Raw genomic sequence first — 22,154 nt, 5'->3', positions numbered from 1 at the left:
AATCGGCTTGCCCCCACCCCGCTGCCCTACCCCGCATCACACGCTGCCCCCACTGCCAGGCTTGTTCCAGCGACGCCTTCCCCGCGTTGCACCCTTCCGCACGGAAAGCTCAGGAATCCAAAAGCATGTTGACTCCCTTTGCAAATCGACACTCTCGCCGGGCGTTCACACTTGTCGAGTTGCTGGTGGTGATCGCGATTATCGGGATCCTGGTCGCTCTGCTGCTGCCCGCCGTTCAGGCCGCTCGCGAGGCCGCGCGTCGCTCGCAGTGCCAGTCGCAGCTGAAGAACGTCGCGTTGGCGGTCTTGAATTACGAATCGGCTAAGGGGGAGTTTCCCCCTGCGATTGTGCACGACGGCCCCTTTATTGGTTCGATCGCCTCGGGCCCCTTTCGCGGCCAACAGGCGCAGCCCATCGGGCGTACGACGCTGTATCGCAGTTCGTGGTTGATCGAATCGCTCCCGTACCTCGAATCGCAAACGGTTTACGACACCTTCGATTTCACCCAGCGACACACGGGCGGATTGATCACCAACACGGGTGCCGTCAACTATCGCAACATTCAGGCTCGCGGAACCGAGATCGCGGTGCTGAAGTGCCCCTCGGACGGCAACAATGAAGTCAAGTTCCAGTCGACCGCGCTCGGCGACAACTGGGCACGCGGCAATTACGCGGCTAACGCCGGACCGGGTAACTGGCTGCACGGCGTCAGCGACGCGGGCCCCCAGGCCCCTGCGTTGATCCAAAACACCACCGGTCTGGCGACCGACGCCTGGAAGGGTAACGGCACATCACGCAACTGGCCCACCTCCATCCGTGGTGTCTTCGGCCCCAACGAGGCGGTGCGGTTCGCCCAGCTCACCGATGGCACGAGCAAGACGATGATGCTCGCTGAGCTTCGGGCGGGGGTTAGTGAACTGGACTGGCGGGGGGCATGGGCCCTGCCGATGCCCGGAGCCAGCGTGGTCGCCCGCTTTGGCGCAGGCGGCGACGCCAACGGCCCCAACCTGTGTAGCGCCAAATCGGACGACGCGGCAGGTTCGCTCGTGGGACCCAACTTCTCATGCGGAACCGACGGTCTCGCGTTCGAAGCCGACTGCATGACTTGCAACAACGATAATGATTTCGCTCAGGCGACGGCCCGCAGCTTGCACGCCGGCGGCATCTTCATCGCCCGCGCCGACGGCAGCGTGACGTTCATCCTGGACGACATCGAGACCACCGGCGGAGCCCCCTGCTGTGCGGCTTGGGACCATCTGCTGATGGGTGCCGATGGCGACTTTACCTTCGTCACGTTCTCGACCCGCTGATTTGCAACAAGCAGGGTGATTGCCTTGCCAGCGACAACAGAAAATCCGCCCACCACCGCTTCCATCCCCCTTGGGTCACGCTTGTTCTCTCTCTGCTTACAAACTAATTTCCGCGCCGGAGTCACGGCAAGCGTGGCAACGCTGGTCCTTGGCTTGGTTGGCTGCGGTGGCAGTCCAACGGCTCAGATCAGCGGCCGGGCTGTTTTTCAAGATGGCTCACCAATCACCGGGGCCGTGCGGACTATTACTTTTAAGCCCACCGACGACTCGCCGGCCGAGATTCGCAAAGCGGCTCAGGGGGAGATCGATCGCGAGAGCGGTGCCTTCACCCTCTTCACCCGCAAACGGGGCGATGGCGTCTACAAGGGCAAGTACCACGTTTTGTTCACGGTGCTGAAGGACCCCAACATGGGCGGCCTGCTCGTGCCGGAGAAGTACTTGGCACCGCAGCAGACCCCTTTCAGCGTCGAAGTTACCGAAGATCGCACCGACCTGTTGTTTGAATTAGAAAAACTTTAGTCGTACGGTGTTGGCGGCTCTGTGTTTCTGCGGGGCCTCTGACGGGCCTTGACCGGCTTGCCCCGCCCGCCGCGACCGACCACGACCAGCCTGCTCCCTACGTAACAAGGATTCCTCCCCATGCCGTCCCGACACGCCAACCGTCAGGCCGCCAGCGCCCCCTCAGTCCGCCCGCTCCGCGGCTTTACGCTGGTTGAGCTGCTAGTGGTGATTGCGATCATCGGCATCCTGGTAGCGCTCTTGCTGCCGGCGGTGCAGGCTGCCCGCGAGGCCGCGCGTCGCAGCCAGTGCAAGAACCAGCTCAAGCAGGTCGGGCTGGCGTCGATGCTGCACGTCGACACGTTTGGCTTCTACCCCTCGGGCGGCTGGGGAACGCTGTTCATGGCCGACCCCACACGTGGCTACGGCAAGAAGCAGCCAGGCAGCTGGTACTACAGCGTGTTCAGCTACCTGGAAGAAAACACGCTGCGCGATCTGGGTAAGGGGGAAACGGTCGGCTCACAACAGTGGCGCAATGCCATCACCCAGTTGATCGCCACCCCGGTCAAAACTTTCAACTGCCCCAGCCGACGCAATATCGCTTTGCAGCAGCACGATTCGGGATCGCTTGCGCCGGATTTTGCGTTCGTGAATGCCGGCGGGGGGCTTGCTGTTGCAAAAGGCGATTACGCTGCCAACAGCGGCGACGCCCGTCGGCATGCTTCTACGGGCCTGACTTCCGGCGAGAACATGCCTTTCCCCGCAACGCTTGCGCAAGGCGACAACTATAATTGGCCCGCCATGTCAGACCCTTTCACTGAGACCGGAGCTGAGAATCTAAACTATCAAAACGGCGTGGTCTTCCTCGCGAGCGAGATTGATGGCGCAAAAATCTCGGACGGCACGAGCAAGACTTATCTCGTCGGTGAGAAGTTCGTCGCCCCCAAGGCGTACGACGACAATACGGTCTATCAGGACGTTGATCGCTACGGCGACAATCAATCGATGTATGCGGGCTACGAGTGGGACAACCATCGGGTCGCGTGGCGCCCACAGGCTGGCCAGCGCTTCTTTGGAGCACCTGACGAAGCGTGGCAGCCGCAGCAAGACAACAACCGTATCTTGCAGAGCAACCTCGTTGCTTTCGGCAGCGCGCATGCCGGCTCGATGAACATGGCTTTCTGCGATGGCTCGGTGCAGTCGGTGTCGTACGACATCGATCAAGACACACACCGTCAGCAGGCGGTCCGCAACGATGGCGGCGATGTCACCTGGTACATCAAGCAGGGCTTCCGTAACTAGCTACCGAACGTGTTGCCAAGGGCAACTAATGCCAAGGGCCACGTTGCTCAATTGCCAGCGGGCCGGAGTGTCTCCCCGCTCGTAGGAGGCGGTCTGTTACCGTCTCGTTGAGAGAGTTAAGTGGCTCGCGGCAGGGGGCGTTCGTGCCAATCATCTGGCCGCCGTCTGGCGGCGTGGCGTTCCTCCCCCTGCGCGAATGCGCTTTTTCATCAGATTTGTGCGCTAGAAACAGCGACGCCGCGGCAAACGCTTATTAGCATGTAAGCTGCGGATTGCGTGAAGGCTGCGGCTGGGGCCGTAGCCGGGCGCTCTGCTACCGCTTTTCTCGATCAGTCTGGCAGCAGAACTTCGTTGAATCGGCCTCGGGGATCGCGACAGCGGGAGGAATCGGCAGACGCTGGGGCCCTCGCCCGTCACCCCCCGAAGCCCGTCACCCCCCGAAGCCCGTCACCCCCCGACGATTAGCCACGCGCCCGCCACGCTTACCACAGCCCCCGACGTTCTCCCCGGCACTTGAACACCGCTCGGCCTTCAAACCCGCCCGGCCTCAAACCCGCCGCGAACCACTCCCCCCGACAGAAGGATCCCCCCATGAAACGACTCCTAGGTTTGTCCGTCGTCGCCCTCGGCTTGGCCATCGCGCCAGGGGCCTCGGCGCAGACGGTCTTCGTCAATGACACGTTCGAATCGTACGCCGATCAATCGGCCTTCCTGACCGGTTGGCGTCCCGAGGCGGGCGACGGATTCAGCGGCGGTGCCGGCTCATCGGCCCAGCTGGTGCTCTCCGGCGCCCCCGAAGCGGTCGCGGGCCAGCAGGGCAACGCCGCCACCGGCGTGAGCGGTCAGATCAACGAGCAAACCGGCGGCTTCAGCCCCACCGGTGTCGTTAACCTAACCGGCTACCAGTTGGCACCCTCCGAGACCGAGAAGATCGTCGTCCGCGGCGACATCTTCGCTCGTGGCGATCAGTCGAACTCGCTGGCCGGCACCGATCAGAGCTTCCGCCAAACGCTCGGCCTGCGGAGCGACATCTTCGACCGCAACCCGGATCCGGGCATCACCGAGGCGGGCGTCAACTTCCTCGAGCTGGGTTACTACAACGAAAGCAGCTGCCTGCCGACCAATCCCAGCTGCGTCGGCCCCACTGCCGGTGATCCGGACAACGGCATCCCGCCGACCGAAGGTGACCCGGAGTTCCGCGACAACGCCGACTTCATGTTCCGCATGGTGCTGTTCGATTTCGCGTCGTTGGGCGATTACAAAGAGAACGGCGTGAGCATCGGCTCGCCCGTGCTGCAATCGCCCAACTGGCAGCAGTTTCCGCTGAACCCGGACCTCGACCTGGTGACCACCACCCTGCCGAACGGTTCGGTTGGTAACGGCGACGGGCGGGTCAATCTGATCGACATCGGCGACGGCTGGCACACCTTCCAGGCCGAAATCTTCGACACCAAGATCGTGCTAACGCTCGACCTTTTCGGCGACGAGCTTGATAACGTCACCGGTCTGGGCGGCGTCGATGCGACCGTCGAGGTCGAGATCGCCATGGCAGCCTCGTTCACGCAAGCGCCCTTCGACCTCGATCCCGCTCCGATGAACAGCCTGCGGATTGGTGCCCCCTCGGGCGTGAGCAGCTTGAGCGGCACGGCCCTGTTTGACAATATCTACTTGGCCCTGGAAGACGCCACGACGGCCCCCGCCGTGCCCGGTGACTTCAACGGCGACGGCAAGGTCGACAACGGCGACCTGAACCTGCTGCTGGGCAACTGGGGTTCTCCCACGGTGCCGGTCGAGTGGATCAACGGCTTCGAGACTCCAGTCGACAACGGCGAGCTCAACGCCCTCTTGGGCAACTGGGGCTTTGGCGTGGGTGTCGCGGTGCCCGAGCCCGCCTCGGCCCTGCTGGCCGCCCTGGCCTGCGGCCTGGTGGCGCGTCGTCGTCGCTGAGTCTTAACGAGCGAAAAGCCCGGCCGCTGAAGCGTCGTGAGGCGTTTCAAAGAGCCAGGACAAAGAGACCCCCGGCCGGGGCGGCGAGTTGCCGCCCCGGCCGTTCTCACAAGTGAAGCGTCCGGTGTGGCTGGTTCGGTCCAAGACTTGGCGAGCGACGGATGCCTGAGGTGAACCGATTTACCTCCGCTTCTGACACGCAGCGCGGTGCGTAACGAGCCGTAAAACCTTGCGCAAAAGCGCGACATCGCTTCGGCCGACCTGCGCTCTTGCGCTATGAAAATGCGCTGTTTGCGTTGCGTGATTTGTAGCGGCTGTGGATACTAGAGAGGTCACGGAAAGCAGAGGCGGGCGGCGGATGAGGGCTTTTTTTAGAGGCACCTAGCAACCAGCCCACGACCACGTGCTCGCAACCGCCTGCCGCATCCGTCTGACTGGCAGCAACCAAATCCCCGGTGCCGCTGAGCCCTATGGCTCGAGCGCAGCGGACACAAAGGAACAGGAATCGATGGCCCCTCTCTTTCAGACGAGCACGAAGGATCGCGTCCGCATGAACGCCGTTAAGAACAGCCCACGACACCGCATCGGCTTCACCCTGGTGGAGCTGCTGGTGGTGATCGCGATCATCGGCATCTTGGTGGCGCTGTTGTTGCCGGCCGTGCAGGCGGCCCGCGAAGCGGCACGCCGGATGGGTTGCCAGAACAAGGAAAAGAACGTCGCGCTTGCCATGCTGAACTATGAGTCGGCACTTAAAGCGTTCCCCGCGGGGGCGACTTATCAGAGAACCGCTGAAAACAGCCCTGGATTTCACTACAACCTGCTTCCTTACCTGGAAGACCAAGCGCTATTCGACGCCGCCCAAGCAGCAATCGAACAAGAGTTGCGGACCAACCCCAATGGGGGTCTCGACTACGGCAATATCGCTGGCTTCGGCAATGTCAACGTGGGCATCTATCAATGTCCCTCTGACTCAGAGGTCTACGCACGTGCCGATTTTGCCCCCGGCAACAGCGGGACGTACCCGAGTGTTAGCTATGCGGGCGTGATGGGATCTGCCGCTGCCAACGCGGTTTATGTTCAAGGCAAAGGAGGAGCGTTTGGCGGAGCTGGTATCTGCGACTGGTTCTCGCCGACGGGCAAGACAACACAGTGCACAGGCGGTTCCGCTGACATCAACGGGAGTTACATCAATGTTGACGGCATGCTTTATCCGCAGAGTGCCGTCAAGATCGGGCAGGTTACGGACGGTACTAGCCAAACTTATCTGTTCGGCGAGCGCTGGTATGAAATGCGGGTCTGGTCACAGGGCGTTCGCTACGGTGGCGTAGGGGCTAACCAGCCGATCCCTGAGATTCCCGTTGCTGGTACCGTTGTCTACGTTTGCAAAAACCTGACTCCGCAGACACCGATCAATGCGGACCTCAACAAAGTCGGTTACTACGGCGCTCCTGCCGGACATAGCGATGAGTTCAGCCGGCCCGGACCTGTGCCACCGGGAGGAAAAAGAACCGTCAACCAGCACCAACTGCCCTTCGGTAGCTTCCACCCGGGCGGGGCTAATTTCGCCTACGCCGATGGCAGCGTTCACTTTGAGAACGATGACATCGATGATGCGGTCTATCTGGCCCGGGGATCGCGCAATCTCGCTGACACCGGCGAAGAGCAATACGTAACCCCAGTGACCTATGCCGGCGGCAGCTGACCCCCGCGTGACCCGTCTCCAGCGGTTGCGAAAGCCGCAGGGGTGATTACCCTTAATGAATAGCTATAACCTGTTTTGACCGGCCCCCTGGGAGCCTCTCCCGCCGGTCTCCCGTTGCTTCTCCCCCTCTGTTTTTCACTTCGAGTTCTAGAAAGGTACGGCAGACTCATGAGACTCACCAACCTATTCGCCCTCTTGGCCGCCGCTGCGGTGGCCGCCCCGGCATCGGCCGGCTTCATTGTCGAGATCGACACCGACGGCCTCGATAACGGTGCCTTCGCGTTCAGCCCGAACTTCTCCTACGGCGTGGTGCAGCTGACTGCGGCCCCCGACACCTTCGGGCCGATGATCGCCAGCCAGAGTATTGCCGCGACGACTGTCGGCCTGACCGGCGGCGACAGCATCTTCGGCGGAACGGCCCTCTCGGGTCTGTCGACCCCCAACCCCGACACCTACATCTACACCTACGCCCCGGGTGTTGATGGCGACAACGACGACGGCAAGATTGCCTCGAACACCGTGCTGAACGCCGGTGGCGACGTTGGCTCGAACATCCAGTCGGGCGGCTCGGGCCTCTACAAGGTCTACGCCACATGGCCGCTGTCGAGCAACATCTCGAACATCCCGACCAACTTCGTACTCAATGACGGCACGAGCGACGTGCTGTCGGTGTCGCTCGACCAGAACGGCAAGGGCAACGAGTGGATCCTCCTTGGTGCCGTCAACCTGGACGCCAGCAAGACCTACACGCTGACCCAGACCAACACGCCGGCGTTCGTGTCGGGTGGCGGTTTCAACCCCGATGCCTACAACAACGGCTTCGTGTCGATGCGGGCCTCGGCCGTGTTCTTCGACGCGGTCCCCGAGCCCGCTTCGGCGCTGCTCGTGGCGCTCGGCATGGTCGGCGTCGCCGCTCGCCGTCGCTGAGCCCTTCGCTCCTGTCGCCCGCGATTCTGAATCGTTTGGCGGATAAGACCCAGGCCCCCGCCGAGCAATGCTCGGCGGGGGTTTTTTCGTAGCGCGACGCCTTGGCATCGCCAGCGGCCACTCCCAGCGGCAGCGCCCGCTCATCGGCCAGCCGCCGACAAGACCATCCACGGCTGCGTATCAGTCGTGCGCGGTTTCGCACCGGACCAAAGCGTTGCCGAAGCGGAGGAGCGTTTCTTCGGGCTCAAGGTTGAATACCACCCGCCCGTCGGTGTCCCATCGGTCGGCACGCCAGACAAACACGGCGGTCGCACCGCGGATGTCACTCACCGCCGCGACTTCTTCCATATCGCCACCGGCGATCGCATCGAACGTGATATCGACCGCGGCCAGGGCGTAGAGCTCTCCCGTGGCGGTATCGCGGGCTAGCAGGGGTCGCGGGGCCTGAAACCGACAAGCCTTCCAAATCAGGCCCCGAGGTTTGCCGCCGCGGGACGCAACGGCAAGAAAACGGTCCGCGAGCAACGCGGCGTCGGCCAAGAAGCGTGCGGCGGCCTGCGCCGCCTCGCGTGCGGCGCGACGGCGGAGTGCCGCTCCGCGCCGCAGCCACCACCAAGCGGCACCCGCGGCGAGACCGATCGTTAGCAACCAACCGAAAATCGAGGCAAACATCAAAGCCACTTCCCCAGCGCCGTGTGGCCCGCGCGGGATCAAAAGAACGTGTGCCACCAGCATAGCGGCAAGCGCTGACGATGCCCCAGCCCGTGTGGCGAGGCGAAAGCCGCCGCGCGGATGGAGACGGGGCTCGGCTCGCGCAGGCAGCGCTCACGCCCGCGAGAAGCGGCTACCCAGCGTGAATCTACCCAGCCAGAACCTACCAAGCCAGAAAGGGCTCGCTATCGCTAGTCCGGCCTACGGGTGCATTGCCCGCGGGGAAGCTAACCGCCGGTCCATAGGTTTGCGGGCCGTATTCGGTTGGACCGTAGGGGGCCGGACCGTAACCGTAGGCATCCGCGGGCTGAGGACCGTAAGCGGCTTCGCCATGGGTGCCAAAGCAAGATCCGTCGTCACCGGCAGCTGGGAGGAAGGCCCCGCCATAGGCCGGCACCGAACGCGGAGCGGGTGGCTGCGGCAGCCGCTGGATGCGTTGCCACTCCGTGCCCCCCCGCCAAACGTGACTGAGCGTCAGCGGCGCGTGGTAGCCGGCTCCGTAGCCGATGCCCAGGCATTGAGGCAATGAGGTGGGCAGATTGAAACGCCCTGCGGCCTGTGTCTCAGCAACGGACAGAACGCCAAGCAGCGTGAGGCTAACGCCGAGGGAACGGCTCGTCGCACGAAGGCCTGAGCACCACATTGGATTTGTTCCCTGAGCGAATGGTAGGTCCCGCTACAACTGCTTAGGCGGACCTTCGCCACAGAGATCGGCAGCCCGTGGGCACCGCGGCCAGCCAGGGCTTGTGGTGCCTTGCCATTGTTGGCAAGCCCTGCCCGATGGCAACGGTTGGGCGAAGCCGGAGGCTGGCCGATGATTTCTGCCGAGCAGTTTCGCCGGGGAGAGCGACTTTGAGCCGCTTGGCGAGCCGGCGAACGCGAGCTTTACAGGCCCCCACGCCGCCGACTCACCGACCAGCTAACCGGCTGGCAGTGCGAGCATTAACGGGGGGGCTTGGGGTTGGGGGCGATCGCCCGCCAAATCAAGCGCAGCAGCCGGCAATTAGGCCCAGGCGACGGTCAACAGGTTTTCGACCTGCTGGACGCCATCAATGCGACGCGCGACTTCCTGAGCCATCTGCTTCTCGAAGAATGACCCGACGTGGCCATGAAGGCTAACGCGTCCTTCACCGGCCTCAACCCGCAGCCGATTGCTGGCAACGAGGTAGGGGCTGCCGGTGAGGGCTTCCTGCACGCGCGATTCGAGGGGCGCGAGGTCAGCCAGGGCCGGCACGGCGAGAGCCGGCGTAGATAGTGCGGGCATAGTCGGCGGGAATCACGAGGGGGAGAGCGGGCGCCGGCCGCGGGGAACGCGCGCCGACAGGCGGGACACTCACCAATATCGGACGCGTCTGCGTAGCCGTTCGAGTCTGCCTGACAGCGATTGCCAAAAATCTGCGGCTGGGGGCGACAGTCGAGCGGCCCCTGCGGGTTGCGCGGCCGCGCAAGCTGCCAGAAGCGCTCATCCTGCCGTGTTCTAGCGGGGGAGAACCCTACTACCACGAGTCCATGAGATGAGGCCGCAAGCCACCCCCCTGCTGGCCCAATGACCGGACCAGAGGAGGCTCGTAAGTGGGGTTATACCGGGAGAAACACGCACCCCTCCCAAGAAATCAACCGACAAGTCAGCAGCCGGCAAGCTAGCGGGACGCTGCCAAGGCCCCTTCGACGCCCTGAGAAAAAAGCCGTGCAACCCTCCCACGGGGAGACCGAGGCCCTGACTTTCAGGGCCTCACACCCCGTGTCGGACCGCCGCTTATTCCCGTTCAGCCCAGCCAGTGCGGCAAGGTCCCGGCAGCGGGGAGTTGAACGACCGTGGCGCTGCTGATCGCTTTGTGGGCACGGACCGCCGACAAGGCCGAATCGGAGATGTCGCCGTCCACATTGAGAACGCCAATCGCGTCGCCACCCGGTTTGTCGCGGCCGACCGCCATCTGCGCGATATTGACCCCGCCCTCGCCCAGCGCGATGCCGATGGCACCGATGATGCCGGGGACGTCTTTATGGGTGAACACAAGCATCGTGCCGTCCAGGAACGCTTCGAGACGATAGCCATCGATCGAAACCAGGCGGGGCATATCTTGGCCCAGGAGCGTACCGATGAGGGTGTGGGACTTACCGCCCCCCGCCACTTCGACCGACATCGAGGCCCGAAAGGCACCCTGGGTGCTGCAGCTCTCGGTGACCAGCTGAATGCCGCGCTCGGTGAGCAGGGATTCGGCATTAATGAGATTGACTTCCTCCCCCATGGCCCGCTCCAGCAGGCCCGCCGCGAAAGCCGAGGCGAGGATTTTGGTCTCTTTGTCGGCGAGCTCGCCGCGGTAGGTCAATCGGCACGACTCGATCCCGCTGGGCAGCAACCCCTCGCACAGCCGACCCAATCGGTGGGCAACGTCGATGTAACCCTTGAGCGCTGCAAGCGTCTTCGGGTCGAGGGCCGCGACGTTGACGGCGCAGCGGATGGCCCCGGTCATCAGGTAGGCGGTGAGCAGTTCAACCGCTTCCACGGCGACCTGGTTCTGCGCCTCTTCGGTGCTGGCACCCAGGTGGGGTGTGCAGACCACGCCGTCCATGCCAAAGAGGGGGTTCTCGGTGCAGGGCTCCTCGGGAAACACATCGAGGGCGACGCCACCGAGCTTGCCCGACTTGAGCCCCTCAACCAGGGCGGCCTCATCGTAGATGCCGCCGCGTGCGCAGTTGACCAGCCGGGCACCGGGCTTGAGGGCCGCGACTTGCTCCGGGCCGATCAGGCCGCGGGTTTCGTCGGTCAACGGGGTATGAACGGTCAGGTAGTCCAATCTTGGCAGCATGTCTGCGACGTTCTCGACCAGCTCGATGCCGAACTTGTCGGCGTGCTCGGCCGACATGAAGGGATCGTAGCCGATGAGATTCATCTCGAGCGCTTTAGCGCGGGTTGCGACGGCCATGCCGATACGGCCGAGGCCGACGATGCCGAGCGTCTTGCCGGAGACCTGGGTGCCCATGAATTTTTTGCGATCCCAGCGACCCTCGATGAGTGATTGGTAAGCCGGTGCGACATTGCGGCTCATGGCGAGCAGCAGCGCGATCGTCTGCTCGGCCGTGCTGACCGTGTTGCCCGCAGGCGTGTTCATCACCACGATGCCGGCGCGAGTGGCGGCTTTCTTATCGATGTTGTCGGTGCCGACACCGGCGCGCACGATCGCCTTGAGGCGGGTGTTGCCCTCCAGCGATTCGGGCGTGATCTTCACCCCGCTGCGGCAGATGGCACCGTCAAACTCGTTAAGCGACTTCTTAAGGGCGTCTCCGCTGAGGCCCGTTCGTACTTCGTAAGTAACGCCTTCGGCGGCTTCGAGCAGTGCGAGGCCTTCGTCAGAAAGCGGGTCGAGAACAAGAACGCTGGGCATGACGTGGCGGGGGGGTCTTGGAGAGGCGGGAGCGGCGGAGTGCGGCGGAGTGCGGGGAAAGCTAGAGGGCTAAACCGCTTGGTATCGAGAGGCGGCTTGCGAGATCACCCGGCGTGTTGGTTACGAAAATCGACCATGTAGTCTCGCAGGGTTTCCACCCCGGCGATCGGCATCGCGTTGTAGATCGAAGCGCGGATCCCGCCAACCGACCGGTGTCCCTTGAGGTCGGTCAGGCCATGCTGCTTACCCCCTGACAGGAACGCGGCGGTCAGGTCTTCGCTGGGCAGACGGAACGCCACGTTCATCAGGCTCCGGCACTCCGGCTGGGCGTGTCCTTGGTAGAAATCAGGACTCTCGTCGAGCAGGTCGTACAGCAGCTTTGCCTTCTGCGCGTTGTTCTTGTGGACGGCGTCGAGGCTTCCGTAGGTGTCCAGCAACCACTGGGTTACCAGTTGAACGACGTAGATCGCGAAGGTCGGTGGCGTGTTGTTGAGCGAGTTGGCTTCGATATGCGTGTTGTAGTTGCAGTAGACCGGCAGCGAATCACTGGCTGACGCAACGAGATCTTTCTTAACAATCACGATGGTCACCCCCGCCGGGCCCGCATTCTTTTGGGCACACGCATAGATCAGGCCATATTTGGAAACATCCAGCTTGCGATGCAGGAAGTCGCTCGAGGCGTCGCACACGAGCGGGATGCCGCCCGTCTCAGGCTCGCCGGGGAACTGCACCCCCTGGATCGTCTCGTTACAGGTGTAATGCACAAAGGCCGCGTCGTCCGAGTACTGCGGAGTGGCTTCGCCAGCGCAAAACGGAGCGGGCAGGCGATCAAAGTTCGTGGCCTTAGAGTTGTAAACCGCTCGGCAGGGGCCCACCTTGACCGCCTCTTCAAGCGCTTGCTTGCCCCACGAGCCCGTAATCAGGTAGTCGCCCGACTTGCCTGGGTTGGCTCCGTGCTCACCAATAAAATTCATGGGAACCATCGAAAACTGCAACCGACTGCCACCCTGGATGAACAGCACGGCGTAGTCGTCCGAGATGTCGAGCAACTTCCGAAGATTCGCCTCGGCCGACTCGATAATCTGGGTGAACGCGGCTCCGCGGTGGCTGATCTCCAGGATGCTGGCCCCGACGCCCGGCAGGCAGAGCATCTCATCGCGCACCTGCTCCAAAACGGGCACAGGCAAAACCGCGGGGCCTGCCGAGAAGTTGTAGACGCGTTGCTGAGGGGTCGTGGCTGGCATCGTTCGTTTTGAGCTGAGGCGTAGGCGACTGTGGGGGGGAGCAAACGCCCCGCGTCGCGGACCCGTCGCACGCATCGCGATGCAGGGGCCGTCTAGACCGAACAATTCGGCCAATACAGGGGCATTCCAGGGCCGTAGCGACGAAGACGCTCAGGGAGGGCATCCGCCTGGAAGGCCTGGAACTGCGTAGTGTATCGAGGCCACCAAATCTTGACGATGGGGCGTTACACAGCAAAACGCCTTGGCGCGAGGCCCGTGCGCAAGGGTGGTGGTTCCCGCGCCAAGCCCGTACGTTACAGGCTTGTTGCCCTCAGCGCCGGCAGCCACCCGCCGATCCACCCCTCAGCAACTGCTGTTCCCGCCTTGCTCGCCCGATTGATCGCCGCGGTAAGCAAACGCTTTGAGCGGGGCGTGGTGCCAGGGTCCTCGTTGACCATCCTGCTCGCCGGATTGGTGGGTTTGGCGGCAGGGTTTGCCGCCGCCTTTTTTGGGCACTTTATCCACGAGATCACGGAAGCCACCTACGGAGCGGCCAACTCCCGTCGGGGCGAGTCGTTCGTCTGGACGCTGGCGGTCATGGCGTGCCCTGCCCTGGCGATGCTCTTTGTGGCGTGGCTGACCCGACGGTTCGCCCCCGAGGCCCAAGGGGCCGGCATCCCCGAAGTGATCACCGCCGTCGCCCGCCACGACGGCGTCATCCGCCCGCGGATCGCAGCGGTCAAGATCGTCGCTAGTGGTATCACGATCGGCGCGGGGGGATCGGTCGGCCGAGAGGGCCCGATCGTGCAGATCGGTTCGGCCTTGGGGAGCACGGCCGGCCAGTTGTTCAAGCTCTCGGCCAAGAACATCAAGGTGCTTGTCGCCGCTGGTGCGGCGGCGGGCATCAGCGCCACCTTCAACGCCCCCCTGGCGGGGGTCATCTTTGCCAGCGAGATCATCCTGGGCTCGTTTGCCGTCGAGTCGCTCACCCCGATCGTGCTGGCGAGCGTTGTGGCCGATGTGGTTCAGCAGCGGTTCGGCGAGCACCGCCTCGACCCCGCCTTTAAGGACTTGCAGTACGAGTTCGCCGGGGCATGGGTGCAGCTCCCCAGCTATCTGCTCTTAGGGCTTGTTGCCGGGCTCGCGGCGGCGGCGTTTATCAAGGTGCTGTACGCGACCGATCGCATCGCTGAGCGTTTGCTGCCTCGCTGGTGGATCAAGGCGCTGGTGTTGGGGCTGATCGTAGGTGGCGTGGGGGTTTTATACCCGGCATCGCCACCCGTGGTCTCGCGTTCGGCTGAGCGCGACGCGGCCCTGCGGCCGCCTCTTCCGCCGGTGATGGGGGTTGGCTACGAGGTGGTCGAGCATGCGCTGCACCTCAAGCGAACCGAAAGCCAAGCTGTTCCGAAACAAAATGGTGAGCCCGCCCCGTTTTCGCTCAATCCCTTCGAGACACTCTTCCGCACGGCTCCCGAGCGCGAAGTTAAGCTGGCCCCCGAACGGATGCTTGCCGAACTGGCGTGGCTGGCTCCCCTGATACTGCTGAAACCCTTGCTCACGAGCCTGACGCTGGCGGGGGGCGGGTCCGGCGGAGTGTTCGCACCGTCCCTATACCTCGGCGCGACGCTGGGCGCCGCGTTCGGACTGGTAGCGAATCTTGCGCTACCCGAGCTGAGCAATTCGCCTGGTGTTTACGCGATTGTGGGCATGAGCGCCGTTGTCGCCGGAACGACCCAGGGCGTGCTATCGGCCATTTTGATCGTCTACGAAATGACCGATCAGTACGCGATTATCCTGCCGATCATGGCCGCCGCCTGCGTGTCGAGTGTGATCGCCCGGATGATCGATCAGGACAGCATCTACTATAAAAAACTCACCCTGCGGGGTGAGCACATCTCGCGGGGACACGATCTGCACAATCTGGACCACGTGATGGTGCGCGACGTGATGATCCGGCGTTTCCCGAAGCTGGCTCCGGCTGACAACGCCTTGGAGATCGTTCGCATCGCCCGCGAGCATCCCGAGCTCGAAAGCCTTCCCGTCATGAGCGACGATGGCAAGCTGATCGGCATCATTCGTGCGGAGGACCTGCACCGGGTGCTGGATAGCGATATCTCGCCCCGACTGGTGAACGCCGAGGACATCGCCCTGCGGACGCCCCTCTCGGTGCATCCGGCGCAGAATCTGCTCGAAGCGATGCGAGACTTTGGTGCCCGCGACGTCGAGACGCTGCCAGTTGAGGTTGGTGCCGGAGAAAACCGGCGGCTGGTGGGCCTGCTGCTGCGCTCGGACGTCATCCGCCGCTATCGCCAAGAGATGCTCCAGCGGCGCTAACTTCCGTTCAGCGAGCCATCGTTATCGATGGATAACGCAACCCCACCGTTAGTCGGTCTCGGGCGCGTCGGACTCGGGCTGTGCGGCGATACTCACGGTTTCAGCGCTGTGCGGGGGAGGCTCGTCGCGCAACTCGGACAGCGCGTTGTGTGCCGCGCGCTGCTCGGCCGATTTTTTGCTTTTTCCCCACGCGGGAGCAAACCGCCGCCCCGCAACATGAGCCTCGATCAAGAACGACTTCTCATGATCGGGGCCCTGCTCCTCGACGATCCGATAGGCGGGGGTCGTTTGGTTGTCTCGTTGTGCGGCCTGTTGCAGCAAGGATTTGTAGTTCTGACCCGATTCGTCCGCGGCGGCGGCCTCGATGTGCGGGCCCAGGGTGCGATCGATGAACGGCTCAACGGCCTCGCGTCCCCCGTCCAGATAGATCGCTGCAACGAGCGACTCAAAGACGTCTGCCAAAACCCCCATCGGAACGTTCGGGGCGGTTGTCATCCCCTTGCCGAGAATCAGAAATCGCTCGAGCCCGAGTTCATGGCTAACGGCTGCGCAAGTCTTACGGCTCACCACGACCGACTTGAGCTTGGTCAGGTCCCCTTCTAAAAGGTCGGGGAAGCTGTGGTACAGACGCTCGCAAACCACGGCACCGAGGATTGCATCGCCGAGAAACTCCATCCGCTCGTTCGACGCCAGACGATGGTCGGCCCCCGAAGCATGGGTCAGAGCGGCTAGCAGGAGCTCTTGCCGCTGGAAACGATAGGACAGCACGGCCTCGCACTCGGTAAACTCCGAGGCGGGTGCGGGGGGGGCGTTTGTGGAAAGGGAATCGTTCATTGACTTCACGGACGTTAGCTCCGGCGGGTACGTCGGTCAATCGCGTGGCGAATACCGCTAGCCAAAGCCGACCGGTACACTGGCCCCCTAATGGCTCGAGAAGCCCTTACTCTGCCGCCCTCCGCCAGGCTTCGGCCGGCCCTCGCCCCCGGCTTTTGGACCGATGAACACCCTCTATCTTCCCGAGCTGCGCGAGATGATCGCCGCAGGCGACGCGCCGGGGCTGCGCGAGTTCACCGAAGCGATCAACGCCACGCGGGCCGCCGAGTTCATGGAAGGGCTCACGGCCGAAGATTCCTGGAAAGTGCTGCTGCACGCCGATCCCGAACGCCGTGTTGAGGTGTTCGCTTATTTCGACGAGCACAAACAGGCCGATCTGGTCACGCAAGTGGCACGCTCGGAAGACGTGGACGCCATCAGCCAACTCGTGGCGGATCTGCCAGCGGACGACCGGGTCGACCTGCTCAACCAGCTGGACGACGAGCTCGTTGAGGAACTGCTGCCGCGCATGGCGCAAGAAGACCGCCGCGAGACCCTACGGTTGCGCGGCTTTCCCGAGGGCACCGCCGGGTCGGTCATGACGACCGAAGTCGGCCGATTGAGCATCGGCATGAGCGTCTCGGAGGCGCTGAGCTTCATGAGCGATCACGCCGAAGAGCTCGAAACGATCTACACGAGCTACGTCGTGGACGAGGAAAATCGGCTCTTGGGCATGGTGGCGACCCGTCAGCTGATCGCCCACTACAACCAGCCAAACCAACCGATCGCCGAGCTGATGCAGCGCGACGTGGTGACGGCTCGCGCGATGGACGATCAAGAATCGGTCGCCGACAAGGTGGCCGCCTACGACTTGCTGGCGATTCCCGTGGTGGACGACGACCGCCGACTGCTCGGTATCATCACGCACGACGACATCCTCGACGTGCTCCGTGCGGAAGCAACCGAAGACGCCTTGCTCGCGGCGGGTATGGCACCGCTGGATCATGGCTACTTGCGCAGCCATTGGTTTACGTTGGCCTGCAATCGCGGGATGTGGCTCAGCGTGCTGTTTGTAGCGGCACTGTTAACGGCGCTCGCCCTGCGGGGCTACGAAGAGGAGTTTCAGAAAGCAAGCTGGCTCGTGCTCTTTATTCCGCTAGTAATCTCAAGCGGGGGCAACTCGGGCAGCCAGTCGGCAACGCTCGTCATCCGCGGCCTGACCGATGGCCAAGTCGCCCTGCGCGATTGGGGGCGTGTCCTGCGGCGCGAACTTCTGATGGGCCTAACGCTCGGTGCCGCGCTCGCGACGGTCGGTTACTTCAGCGCCTACGCGCTGACACGCACTACGAGTGAAGCCGAGCCGGCACCCACTGCCCTGGAAGTGGCCGTCGTGCCGATCACCCTGCTGCTGGTCGTCGTATGTGGGACCGTGTGCGGTGGGGCTTTGCCGTTGCTGTTTCAACGCCTGGGGGTCGACCCAGCACTGATGAGCAACCCGTTCGTCGCGGGCATCATCGATATCGCAGGGATCGTCATCTACATGACGGTCGCGATGGCGATGATCGTCGGGCTCGGCTGAGAAGCGGCCAATCTACCGCGATCGCTTCCCGACTGCCTGCGTGTGAGAAGACGATCAAACGTCGAGGACCGGATGTCCGACGTACATCTGAAGGATCTGACTCTGCACCTTGATGGCACGGATCAGCACCCAGATCTGCTCTTGGCTGAAGGCCTTCGGATCGGAGCTTGCCAGCTCTTCCAGCTCGCTGGTCATCGCGGCATGCTGGTCGGTGGCGAACTGCAGCTTGAGCCCGATCTGCCTCCAAGCCGTCTGCAGCTTTCGCTCATCGGTCAGCGGAGCGAGCTCATCATGGGCATTTGCGAGCAGCAGACAGAGCCGCGCCACGTCTTGCGTCGTGGCATTGGGCTGTAGCTTCTGGATCTGTTCGGCCAGCATTTGACAGTTCATCGGAGCAATCACACGGCTGCGGGGAGGTCGTACGGGCGAGCGGGGCGTGTGCCCCGAGGCCTCGGCGATCCCCAAACCTAGCCCGGCTTTGACGCCGTGGCAGGCATGAATCCCCCACGTCTTGCCGCAGCAAAGGGGTTGGTAGGTCCGCCTGGAACGGCTGGATAGAATCCTCCGTGAGGCGTCTCGCCGTCATCGGTGCGATAATGCAACTAGGGCGCTCCCCGAACGCCTCATGTCACCTGACCAACTGCTTGGACGCTTGACGATGGATCCTTGCCCCGATTGCGGCCAGCCACGCCCCCCCAGCCGTGCGGCTAAGGACGAAGAATCGGCACTCGTACGGCCTCTGACCACAACGACGAGCCTTGCCGAGGCCGGTTTCCTCGCGGATCGATTGCAATCAGCCGGTTTTGCGGCACGGGTTCATTCCGAAGACTCCTTCGACGCTATCCGAGGCGCTTGGCAGCATCGTGCGATGGTGCTCGTCACAGCCGACCAAGCGATCGCCGCTGCCGAGCACCTGCAACAGGTGCTCGCCGAGGACCCGGCACCGAGGGAATTGGGTGCCACTGCTTCTCCGCCTGCAACGATCTGGCCGACGAATTTTTGGATCGGGGTTGCGGTCCTCGCAACAGCGGCGTGGCTCGGCTTGTCGCTGTCGCGACCCGCCGCTGAGCCGAACCAAGACCTCAACGCCCCGCGGCCCGGCGTGCACTCCATCGCCGAACTTGGCACGCGTGTGGCCCGCCTTCCAAGTCCCCTGATCACGCTCGCCCCGAACGGTGCGGCGCGTCACCGACTGTCCTACGACGAGAAGGATAAACAGTGGCTTTGGGAGACCGACGCCAACGGTGACGGAGTCTATGACCGCAGGGAGCGTTATCGCAACGTGCCCTGAGTACGGCCCCCGTCGCCGGTCTCGACAATGCCGACTAGAATCCTGCTGGGTGGCTCAAAGTGATCCCTCGTCGATTTAAGGCTCCCCCCTCCCACTTCTCCCTCTGTCAACAGGCGCTTCACCCCGTGGCTACGCTCGGAGTCAACATTGACCATGTCGCGACGATCCGTCAGGCCCGACAGGGTATCGAGCCCGATCCGGTGTGGGCAGCTGCCCTCGCCGAGCTAGCCGGAGCCGACGGGCTGACGATCCACTTACGAGAGGACCGTCGTCACATCCAAGATCGTGATCTGGCGCTGCTGATGCAGTCCGCCGCGGTGCCGGTGAATCTCGAAGTCGCATGTGCTGCCGAGGTGGTCGCGATCGCGTGTCGTGAGCGCCCCCATCAGGTAACGCTCGTCCCCGAACGCCGCGAAGAAGTCACCACCGAAGGGGGGCTCGACGTGGTCGGAAACCACCAAGCCGTAGCCGCAACCATCGATCGGCTTCACGAGGCCGGTATCCGCGTGAGCCTGTTTATTGACGCCGATCAGGCACAGATCGATGCTTCGGCGAAGCTTCAGGTCGATGGGGTCGAGTTGCACACGGGCCCCTATGCCCACGCGTTTGCCAACGGCGACGCGCAGGAAGCCTTTGACCGACTCGCCCGGTGCGGCAGCCACGCTCTAGCCGCGGGGCTTCGGCTGCACGCCGGCCATGGTCTGAACTACCGCAACGTTTCGCCGGTCGCCGCGTTGCCCAGCATGAGCGAACTCAACATCGGGCACAGCATTATTTCGCGGGCCGTGTTTGTCGGCATGGACGCCGCGGTACGCGAAATGAAGCGGCTGATCGTTGGGGCTAACGGTTGAGGGCCCGGCTTGGCCACTCGCTGCGCTGGGCATTGTGGTTGCTCGCGTTGTACGTGCTGAGCAGCGGCCCCGTTCTCGCAACCTCGTGTTGGCTGCGGGAGGCGACCGGCGATGATCGGTTCTATGCGAGCTTTTATGCCTACTGGCCTCTGCTGATGCTTGGCCGAAACCCCGCGACGGCGTCACTCATGTGGCCCCTCCACGCTTATATCGAAGGGTGGTTCAAGTTGCTCGGCACCGTCGGTCCCGGCTGAGGTGGGGGGCTCGGATTGCGCTGCGCTATCCTGATAAAGTTTTCAATCATCGGTTGGCCATACTCGGTGAGAATCGCCTCGGGATGAAATTGAACGCCGTGAACCGGCAGCCGTCGGTGGGCAATCGCCATGGGGACGCCATCGTCCGATTCAGCGGTGATGGCGAGCACTGCCGGAAGCGTAGGGCGATCGGCTGCGAGCGAGTGATACCGGCAAACCGTGATCCCCGGCGGGATCCCCGCGAAGAGCCCCTCGCCGCTGTGCGTGAGAATCGAGGTCCGACCGTGCATCGGCTCGGGGGCTCGGACGATTTTACCGCCGAACGCCTCGACGATCGCTTGATGGCCGAGGCAGACGCCGAGAATGGGGGTGGTTTCCGCCAGCTGCCGGACAACCTCGACCGAACAACCAACCTCAGCGGGAGAGCCGGGACCCGGTGAGATGACGATCGCAGCGGGGCCCAGGGCGCGGACTCCCGCGACATCAATCGCGTCGCTGCGGACAACGTGCGTTTCGCTGCCGCACAGCCGAACAAGGCGTGCCAGGTTGTGCACGAAGCTGTCGTAGTTGTCGAGCACCAGAATCATCGGCGTCCTGCATCGAGCAGCCCCGCGGCCTTGTGCCAAGTCTCTTGATACTCCGCCTCGGGTTCGGAACGGACCGTCACGCCACCCCCCACGGGAGCCTGAACCCAGCCGCGCGCATGGGTAAGCGTCCGGATCAAGATGTTGCTATCCATGGGCTCGTTGCCCCGCTCGTCGGGATAGCCTGTCCATAAGAGGGTTCCGCAGTAGGCACCGCGGGCGGTAGGCTCGAGGCTCGTAATGATCTCCTGGGCACGCACCTTTGGCGCACCGGTGATCGATCCACCGGGAAAGGCTGCGGTCACCAGATCGATGAGATCCGCCTCCGGGCGTAAGCGTGCGGTTACTGCTGATACAAGGTGCTGCACATGCTCGTAGCGTTCCAGGCTGAAAAGCAGTGGAACCTCGACACTGGCATCTTCCGCCACGCGTGCCAAATCATTCCGTAGCAGATCAACAATCATAACATTCTCGGCCCGCTCTTTTTCACTCGTTACCAGTTCGATCCCGAGCCGTTCGTCTTCGGCGGGCGTCGCGCCGCGCGGGCGAGTGCCCTTGATCGGGCGTGTTTCGACCACCCGATCCGTGACGTGCAAGAAGCGTTCGGGCGACGCGCTGGCGATTTGCCAACTCCCGCCGTCCAAGTATCCGGCGAACGGAGCCGGATTACGCTTGCGGAGCCGCAGATAAGAGCCCACCGGATCGCCCTGATCCTGAGTCAGCAGCCGCTGAGAGAGATTCACCTGAAAGGCGTCGCCGGCGCGTAGATGCTCGATGACGCGCTCAACGGCGGCCAGATATCCCTCACGAGAAAAGTTGCTCCAGAGGCCCTCCGCGTTAGGCCGTTCAAAGCACGGTGCCAGGCGATCGCGTGCTAGGGGCGTGATCTCACGAGCGACCTTGCAGTCAGGCGACAGACCGCCGCAGATGAGTTGGTGGACCCAGGCGGCACGCTCAGCTGCGCGACGGAGCCGTGCGTCTCCCGTCTCGGGCAATCCTTGTGAGACGATCCAGGCTCGATCGGCCTGATGGTCGAACGCGACAACCCAGTCGTACCAGCCCAGCGCGAGCACCGGCAAACCAAACTCATCCCATTGCGTTGCGGGAAGGCGCTCGATCGTGCGGCCCAGCTCGTAACCCAACAGGCCGGCGACCCCTCCCTGCCACGGCGGCAGCTCCTCCTTCCGCATGGCGTGCCATCCGGCCCCCTTCTTACGCCAAGACTCGAGCGGTGCGTCGCGCGGGGTTCGCTCAAGCCAGCAGAACGGATCCGCAGCAAGATACGAGTAGCGCCCGCGCATGCCGTCCCGCAGAGAACTGTCGAAATACACCAGCCGAGGTAGCCCGGCGCAGCGCTCGAACACCGCCGCCGCCTCGGGGGCTGGCGTGAGTTCGATGACGACCGGCTCGGGAAGGTTCGAGCGGATCATTCCAGGCAGGGG

Annotated in this window: 19 protein-coding genes; 10 read left to right on the top strand and 9 right to left on the bottom strand. The window is 63.4% G+C overall.

Annotated elements, in window-relative coordinates; translation table 11 throughout:
- Positions 1-125: 125 nt before the first annotated feature.
- The 6 genes from Pla111_RS03290 to Pla111_RS03265 all read left to right on the top strand — a co-directional run bounded on the left by Pla111_RS03290 (position 126) and on the right by Pla111_RS03265 (position 7,686).
- A complete protein-coding gene (locus Pla111_RS03290; RefSeq protein ID WP_146571309.1) occupies positions 126-1,310 on the top strand; it encodes a DUF1559 domain-containing protein in 1,185 nt (394 codons plus the stop codon).
- Positions 1,311-1,334: 24 nt separating this feature from the next.
- Positions 1,335-1,829 (top strand): hypothetical protein, encoded by a 495-nt coding sequence (locus tag Pla111_RS03285; RefSeq protein ID WP_146571307.1) that lies wholly within the window; start codon positions 1,335-1,337, stop codon positions 1,827-1,829.
- Between the two features lie 120 nt (positions 1,830-1,949).
- On the top strand, positions 1,950-3,110 hold the full coding sequence (locus Pla111_RS03280) for a DUF1559 family PulG-like putative transporter (protein WP_146571305.1): 1,161 nt from the start codon (positions 1,950-1,952) through the stop codon (positions 3,108-3,110).
- Between the two features lie 591 nt (positions 3,111-3,701).
- Positions 3,702-5,057 carry a hypothetical protein gene (locus Pla111_RS03275; RefSeq protein ID WP_146571303.1) on the top strand — a complete coding sequence of 452 codons (1,356 nt, stop codon included), beginning with the start codon at positions 3,702-3,704 and terminating at the stop codon, positions 5,055-5,057.
- 508 nt (positions 5,058-5,565) lie between these two features.
- A complete protein-coding gene (locus Pla111_RS03270; protein WP_146571301.1) occupies positions 5,566-6,759 on the top strand; it encodes a DUF1559 family PulG-like putative transporter in 1,194 nt (397 codons plus the stop codon).
- Positions 6,760-6,927: 168 nt separating this feature from the next.
- Positions 6,928-7,686 (top strand): PEP-CTERM sorting domain-containing protein, encoded by a 759-nt coding sequence (locus Pla111_RS03265; RefSeq protein ID WP_146571299.1) that lies wholly within the window; start codon positions 6,928-6,930, stop codon positions 7,684-7,686.
- Positions 7,687-7,866: 180 nt separating this feature from the next.
- Here Pla111_RS03265 and Pla111_RS03260 read toward each other — a convergent pair whose 3' ends face one another.
- The 5 genes from Pla111_RS03260 to serC form a co-directional block, all read right to left on the bottom strand.
- Positions 7,867-8,358 carry a hypothetical protein gene (locus tag Pla111_RS03260; protein WP_146571297.1) on the bottom strand — a complete coding sequence of 164 codons (492 nt, stop codon included), beginning with the start codon at positions 8,356-8,358 and terminating at the stop codon, positions 7,867-7,869.
- Positions 8,359-8,560: 202 nt separating this feature from the next.
- Positions 8,561-9,040, bottom strand: a complete 480-nt coding sequence (locus tag Pla111_RS03255; RefSeq protein ID WP_146571295.1) for a hypothetical protein — start codon at positions 9,038-9,040, stop codon at positions 8,561-8,563.
- Positions 9,041-9,400: 360 nt separating this feature from the next.
- Positions 9,401-9,661 carry a BON domain-containing protein gene (locus Pla111_RS03250; protein WP_146571294.1) on the bottom strand — a complete coding sequence of 87 codons (261 nt, stop codon included), beginning with the start codon at positions 9,659-9,661 and terminating at the stop codon, positions 9,401-9,403.
- 502 nt (positions 9,662-10,163) lie between these two features.
- Positions 10,164-11,783, bottom strand: a complete 1,620-nt coding sequence (gene serA, locus Pla111_RS03245) for a phosphoglycerate dehydrogenase (RefSeq protein WP_146571292.1) — start codon at positions 11,781-11,783, stop codon at positions 10,164-10,166.
- A 104-nt stretch (positions 11,784-11,887) separates the two neighbouring features.
- Complete coding sequence (serC, locus tag Pla111_RS03240) at positions 11,888-13,027, bottom strand: 3-phosphoserine/phosphohydroxythreonine transaminase (RefSeq protein ID WP_146571291.1); 1,140 nt, start codon at positions 13,025-13,027, stop codon at positions 11,888-11,890.
- Between the two features lie 363 nt (positions 13,028-13,390).
- Between serC and Pla111_RS03235 the strand changes: the two genes are divergently transcribed.
- A complete protein-coding gene (locus tag Pla111_RS03235; RefSeq protein WP_197524704.1) occupies positions 13,391-15,340 on the top strand; it encodes a chloride channel protein in 1,950 nt (649 codons plus the stop codon).
- A 48-nt stretch (positions 15,341-15,388) separates the two neighbouring features.
- Here the strand turns inward: Pla111_RS03235 and rnc are convergent, their stop codons facing one another.
- Positions 15,389-16,174 (bottom strand): ribonuclease III, encoded by a 786-nt coding sequence (gene rnc, locus Pla111_RS03230; RefSeq protein ID WP_146571288.1) that lies wholly within the window; start codon positions 16,172-16,174, stop codon positions 15,389-15,391.
- Positions 16,175-16,337: 163 nt separating this feature from the next.
- On the opposite strand from rnc, the gene mgtE reads away from it, so the two are divergent.
- Positions 16,338-17,732 carry a magnesium transporter gene (gene mgtE / locus Pla111_RS03225; RefSeq protein ID WP_146571286.1) on the top strand — a complete coding sequence of 465 codons (1,395 nt, stop codon included), beginning with the start codon at positions 16,338-16,340 and terminating at the stop codon, positions 17,730-17,732.
- A gap of 54 nt (positions 17,733-17,786) precedes the next feature.
- Here the strand turns inward: mgtE and Pla111_RS03220 are convergent, their stop codons facing one another.
- Positions 17,787-18,122 carry a hypothetical protein gene (locus Pla111_RS03220; protein WP_146571284.1) on the bottom strand — a complete coding sequence of 112 codons (336 nt, stop codon included), beginning with the start codon at positions 18,120-18,122 and terminating at the stop codon, positions 17,787-17,789.
- Between the two features lie 235 nt (positions 18,123-18,357).
- Between Pla111_RS03220 and Pla111_RS03215 the strand changes: the two genes are divergently transcribed.
- Both Pla111_RS03215 and Pla111_RS03210 read left to right on the top strand, forming a co-directional pair.
- Positions 18,358-19,023, top strand: a complete 666-nt coding sequence (locus tag Pla111_RS03215) for a hypothetical protein (protein WP_146571282.1) — start codon at positions 18,358-18,360, stop codon at positions 19,021-19,023.
- Positions 19,024-19,148: 125 nt separating this feature from the next.
- On the top strand, positions 19,149-19,874 hold the full coding sequence (locus Pla111_RS03210) for a pyridoxine 5'-phosphate synthase (protein ID WP_146571280.1): 726 nt from the start codon (positions 19,149-19,151) through the stop codon (positions 19,872-19,874).
- A 205-nt stretch (positions 19,875-20,079) separates the two neighbouring features.
- On the opposite strand, the gene Pla111_RS03205 is transcribed toward Pla111_RS03210, so the two are convergent.
- Together Pla111_RS03205 and Pla111_RS03200 are read right to left on the bottom strand one after the other, a co-directional pair.
- Entirely contained in the window at positions 20,080-20,715 is a 636-nt protein-coding gene (locus Pla111_RS03205; RefSeq protein WP_146571278.1) for an anthranilate synthase component II, read from the bottom strand.
- A complete protein-coding gene (locus Pla111_RS03200) occupies positions 20,712-22,142 on the bottom strand; it encodes an anthranilate synthase component I family protein (protein WP_146571276.1) in 1,431 nt (476 codons plus the stop codon). Before Pla111_RS03200 ends, Pla111_RS03205 begins: the two co-directional genes overlap by 4 nt.
- Positions 22,143-22,154: the final 12 nt, after the last annotated feature.

It is taken from the genome of Botrimarina hoheduenensis (assembly GCF_007859815.1).
GTDB lineage: Bacteria > Planctomycetota > Planctomycetia > Pirellulales > Lacipirellulaceae > Botrimarina > Botrimarina hoheduenensis.
Note: the sequence above shows the minus strand (reverse complement) of the source record. Positions and strands in the feature narration are given on the sequence as shown.

Bases quoted from the DNA above. Each gene is read 5' to 3' on its own strand.
- Pla111_RS03290 (WP_146571309.1), top strand. From the start codon at position 126: ATGTTGACTCCCTTTGCAAATCGACACTCTCGCCGGGCGTTCACACTT.
- Pla111_RS03280 (WP_146571305.1), top strand. From the start codon at position 1,950: ATGCCGTCCCGACACGCCAACCGTCAGGCCGCCAGCGCCCCCTCAGTC.
- Pla111_RS03275 (WP_146571303.1), top strand. From the start codon at position 3,702: ATGAAACGACTCCTAGGTTTGTCCGTCGTCGCCCTCGGCTTGGCCATC.
- Pla111_RS03270 (WP_146571301.1), top strand. From the start codon at position 5,566: ATGGCCCCTCTCTTTCAGACGAGCACGAAGGATCGCGTCCGCATGAAC.
- Pla111_RS03265 (WP_146571299.1), top strand. From the start codon at position 6,928: ATGAGACTCACCAACCTATTCGCCCTCTTGGCCGCCGCTGCGGTGGCC.
- Pla111_RS03260 (WP_146571297.1), bottom strand. From the start codon at position 8,358: ATGTTTGCCTCGATTTTCGGTTGGTTGCTAACGATCGGTCTCGCCGCG.
- Pla111_RS03255 (WP_146571295.1), bottom strand. From the start codon at position 9,040: ATGTGGTGCTCAGGCCTTCGTGCGACGAGCCGTTCCCTCGGCGTTAGC.
- Pla111_RS03250 (WP_146571294.1), bottom strand. From the start codon at position 9,661: ATGCCCGCACTATCTACGCCGGCTCTCGCCGTGCCGGCCCTGGCTGAC.
- serA (WP_146571292.1), bottom strand. From the start codon at position 11,783: ATGCCCAGCGTTCTTGTTCTCGACCCGCTTTCTGACGAAGGCCTCGCA.
- serC (WP_146571291.1), bottom strand. From the start codon at position 13,027: ATGCCAGCCACGACCCCTCAGCAACGCGTCTACAACTTCTCGGCAGGC.
- rnc (WP_146571288.1), bottom strand. From the start codon at position 16,174: ATGAACGATTCCCTTTCCACAAACGCCCCCCCCGCACCCGCCTCGGAG.
- mgtE (WP_146571286.1), top strand. From the start codon at position 16,338: ATGAACACCCTCTATCTTCCCGAGCTGCGCGAGATGATCGCCGCAGGC.
- Pla111_RS03220 (WP_146571284.1), bottom strand. From the start codon at position 18,122: ATGAACTGTCAAATGCTGGCCGAACAGATCCAGAAGCTACAGCCCAAT.
- Pla111_RS03215 (WP_146571282.1), top strand. From the start codon at position 18,358: ATGTCACCTGACCAACTGCTTGGACGCTTGACGATGGATCCTTGCCCC.
- Pla111_RS03205 (WP_146571278.1), bottom strand. From the start codon at position 20,715: ATGATTCTGGTGCTCGACAACTACGACAGCTTCGTGCACAACCTGGCA.
- Pla111_RS03200 (WP_146571276.1), bottom strand. From the start codon at position 22,142: ATGATCCGCTCGAACCTTCCCGAGCCGGTCGTCATCGAACTCACGCCA.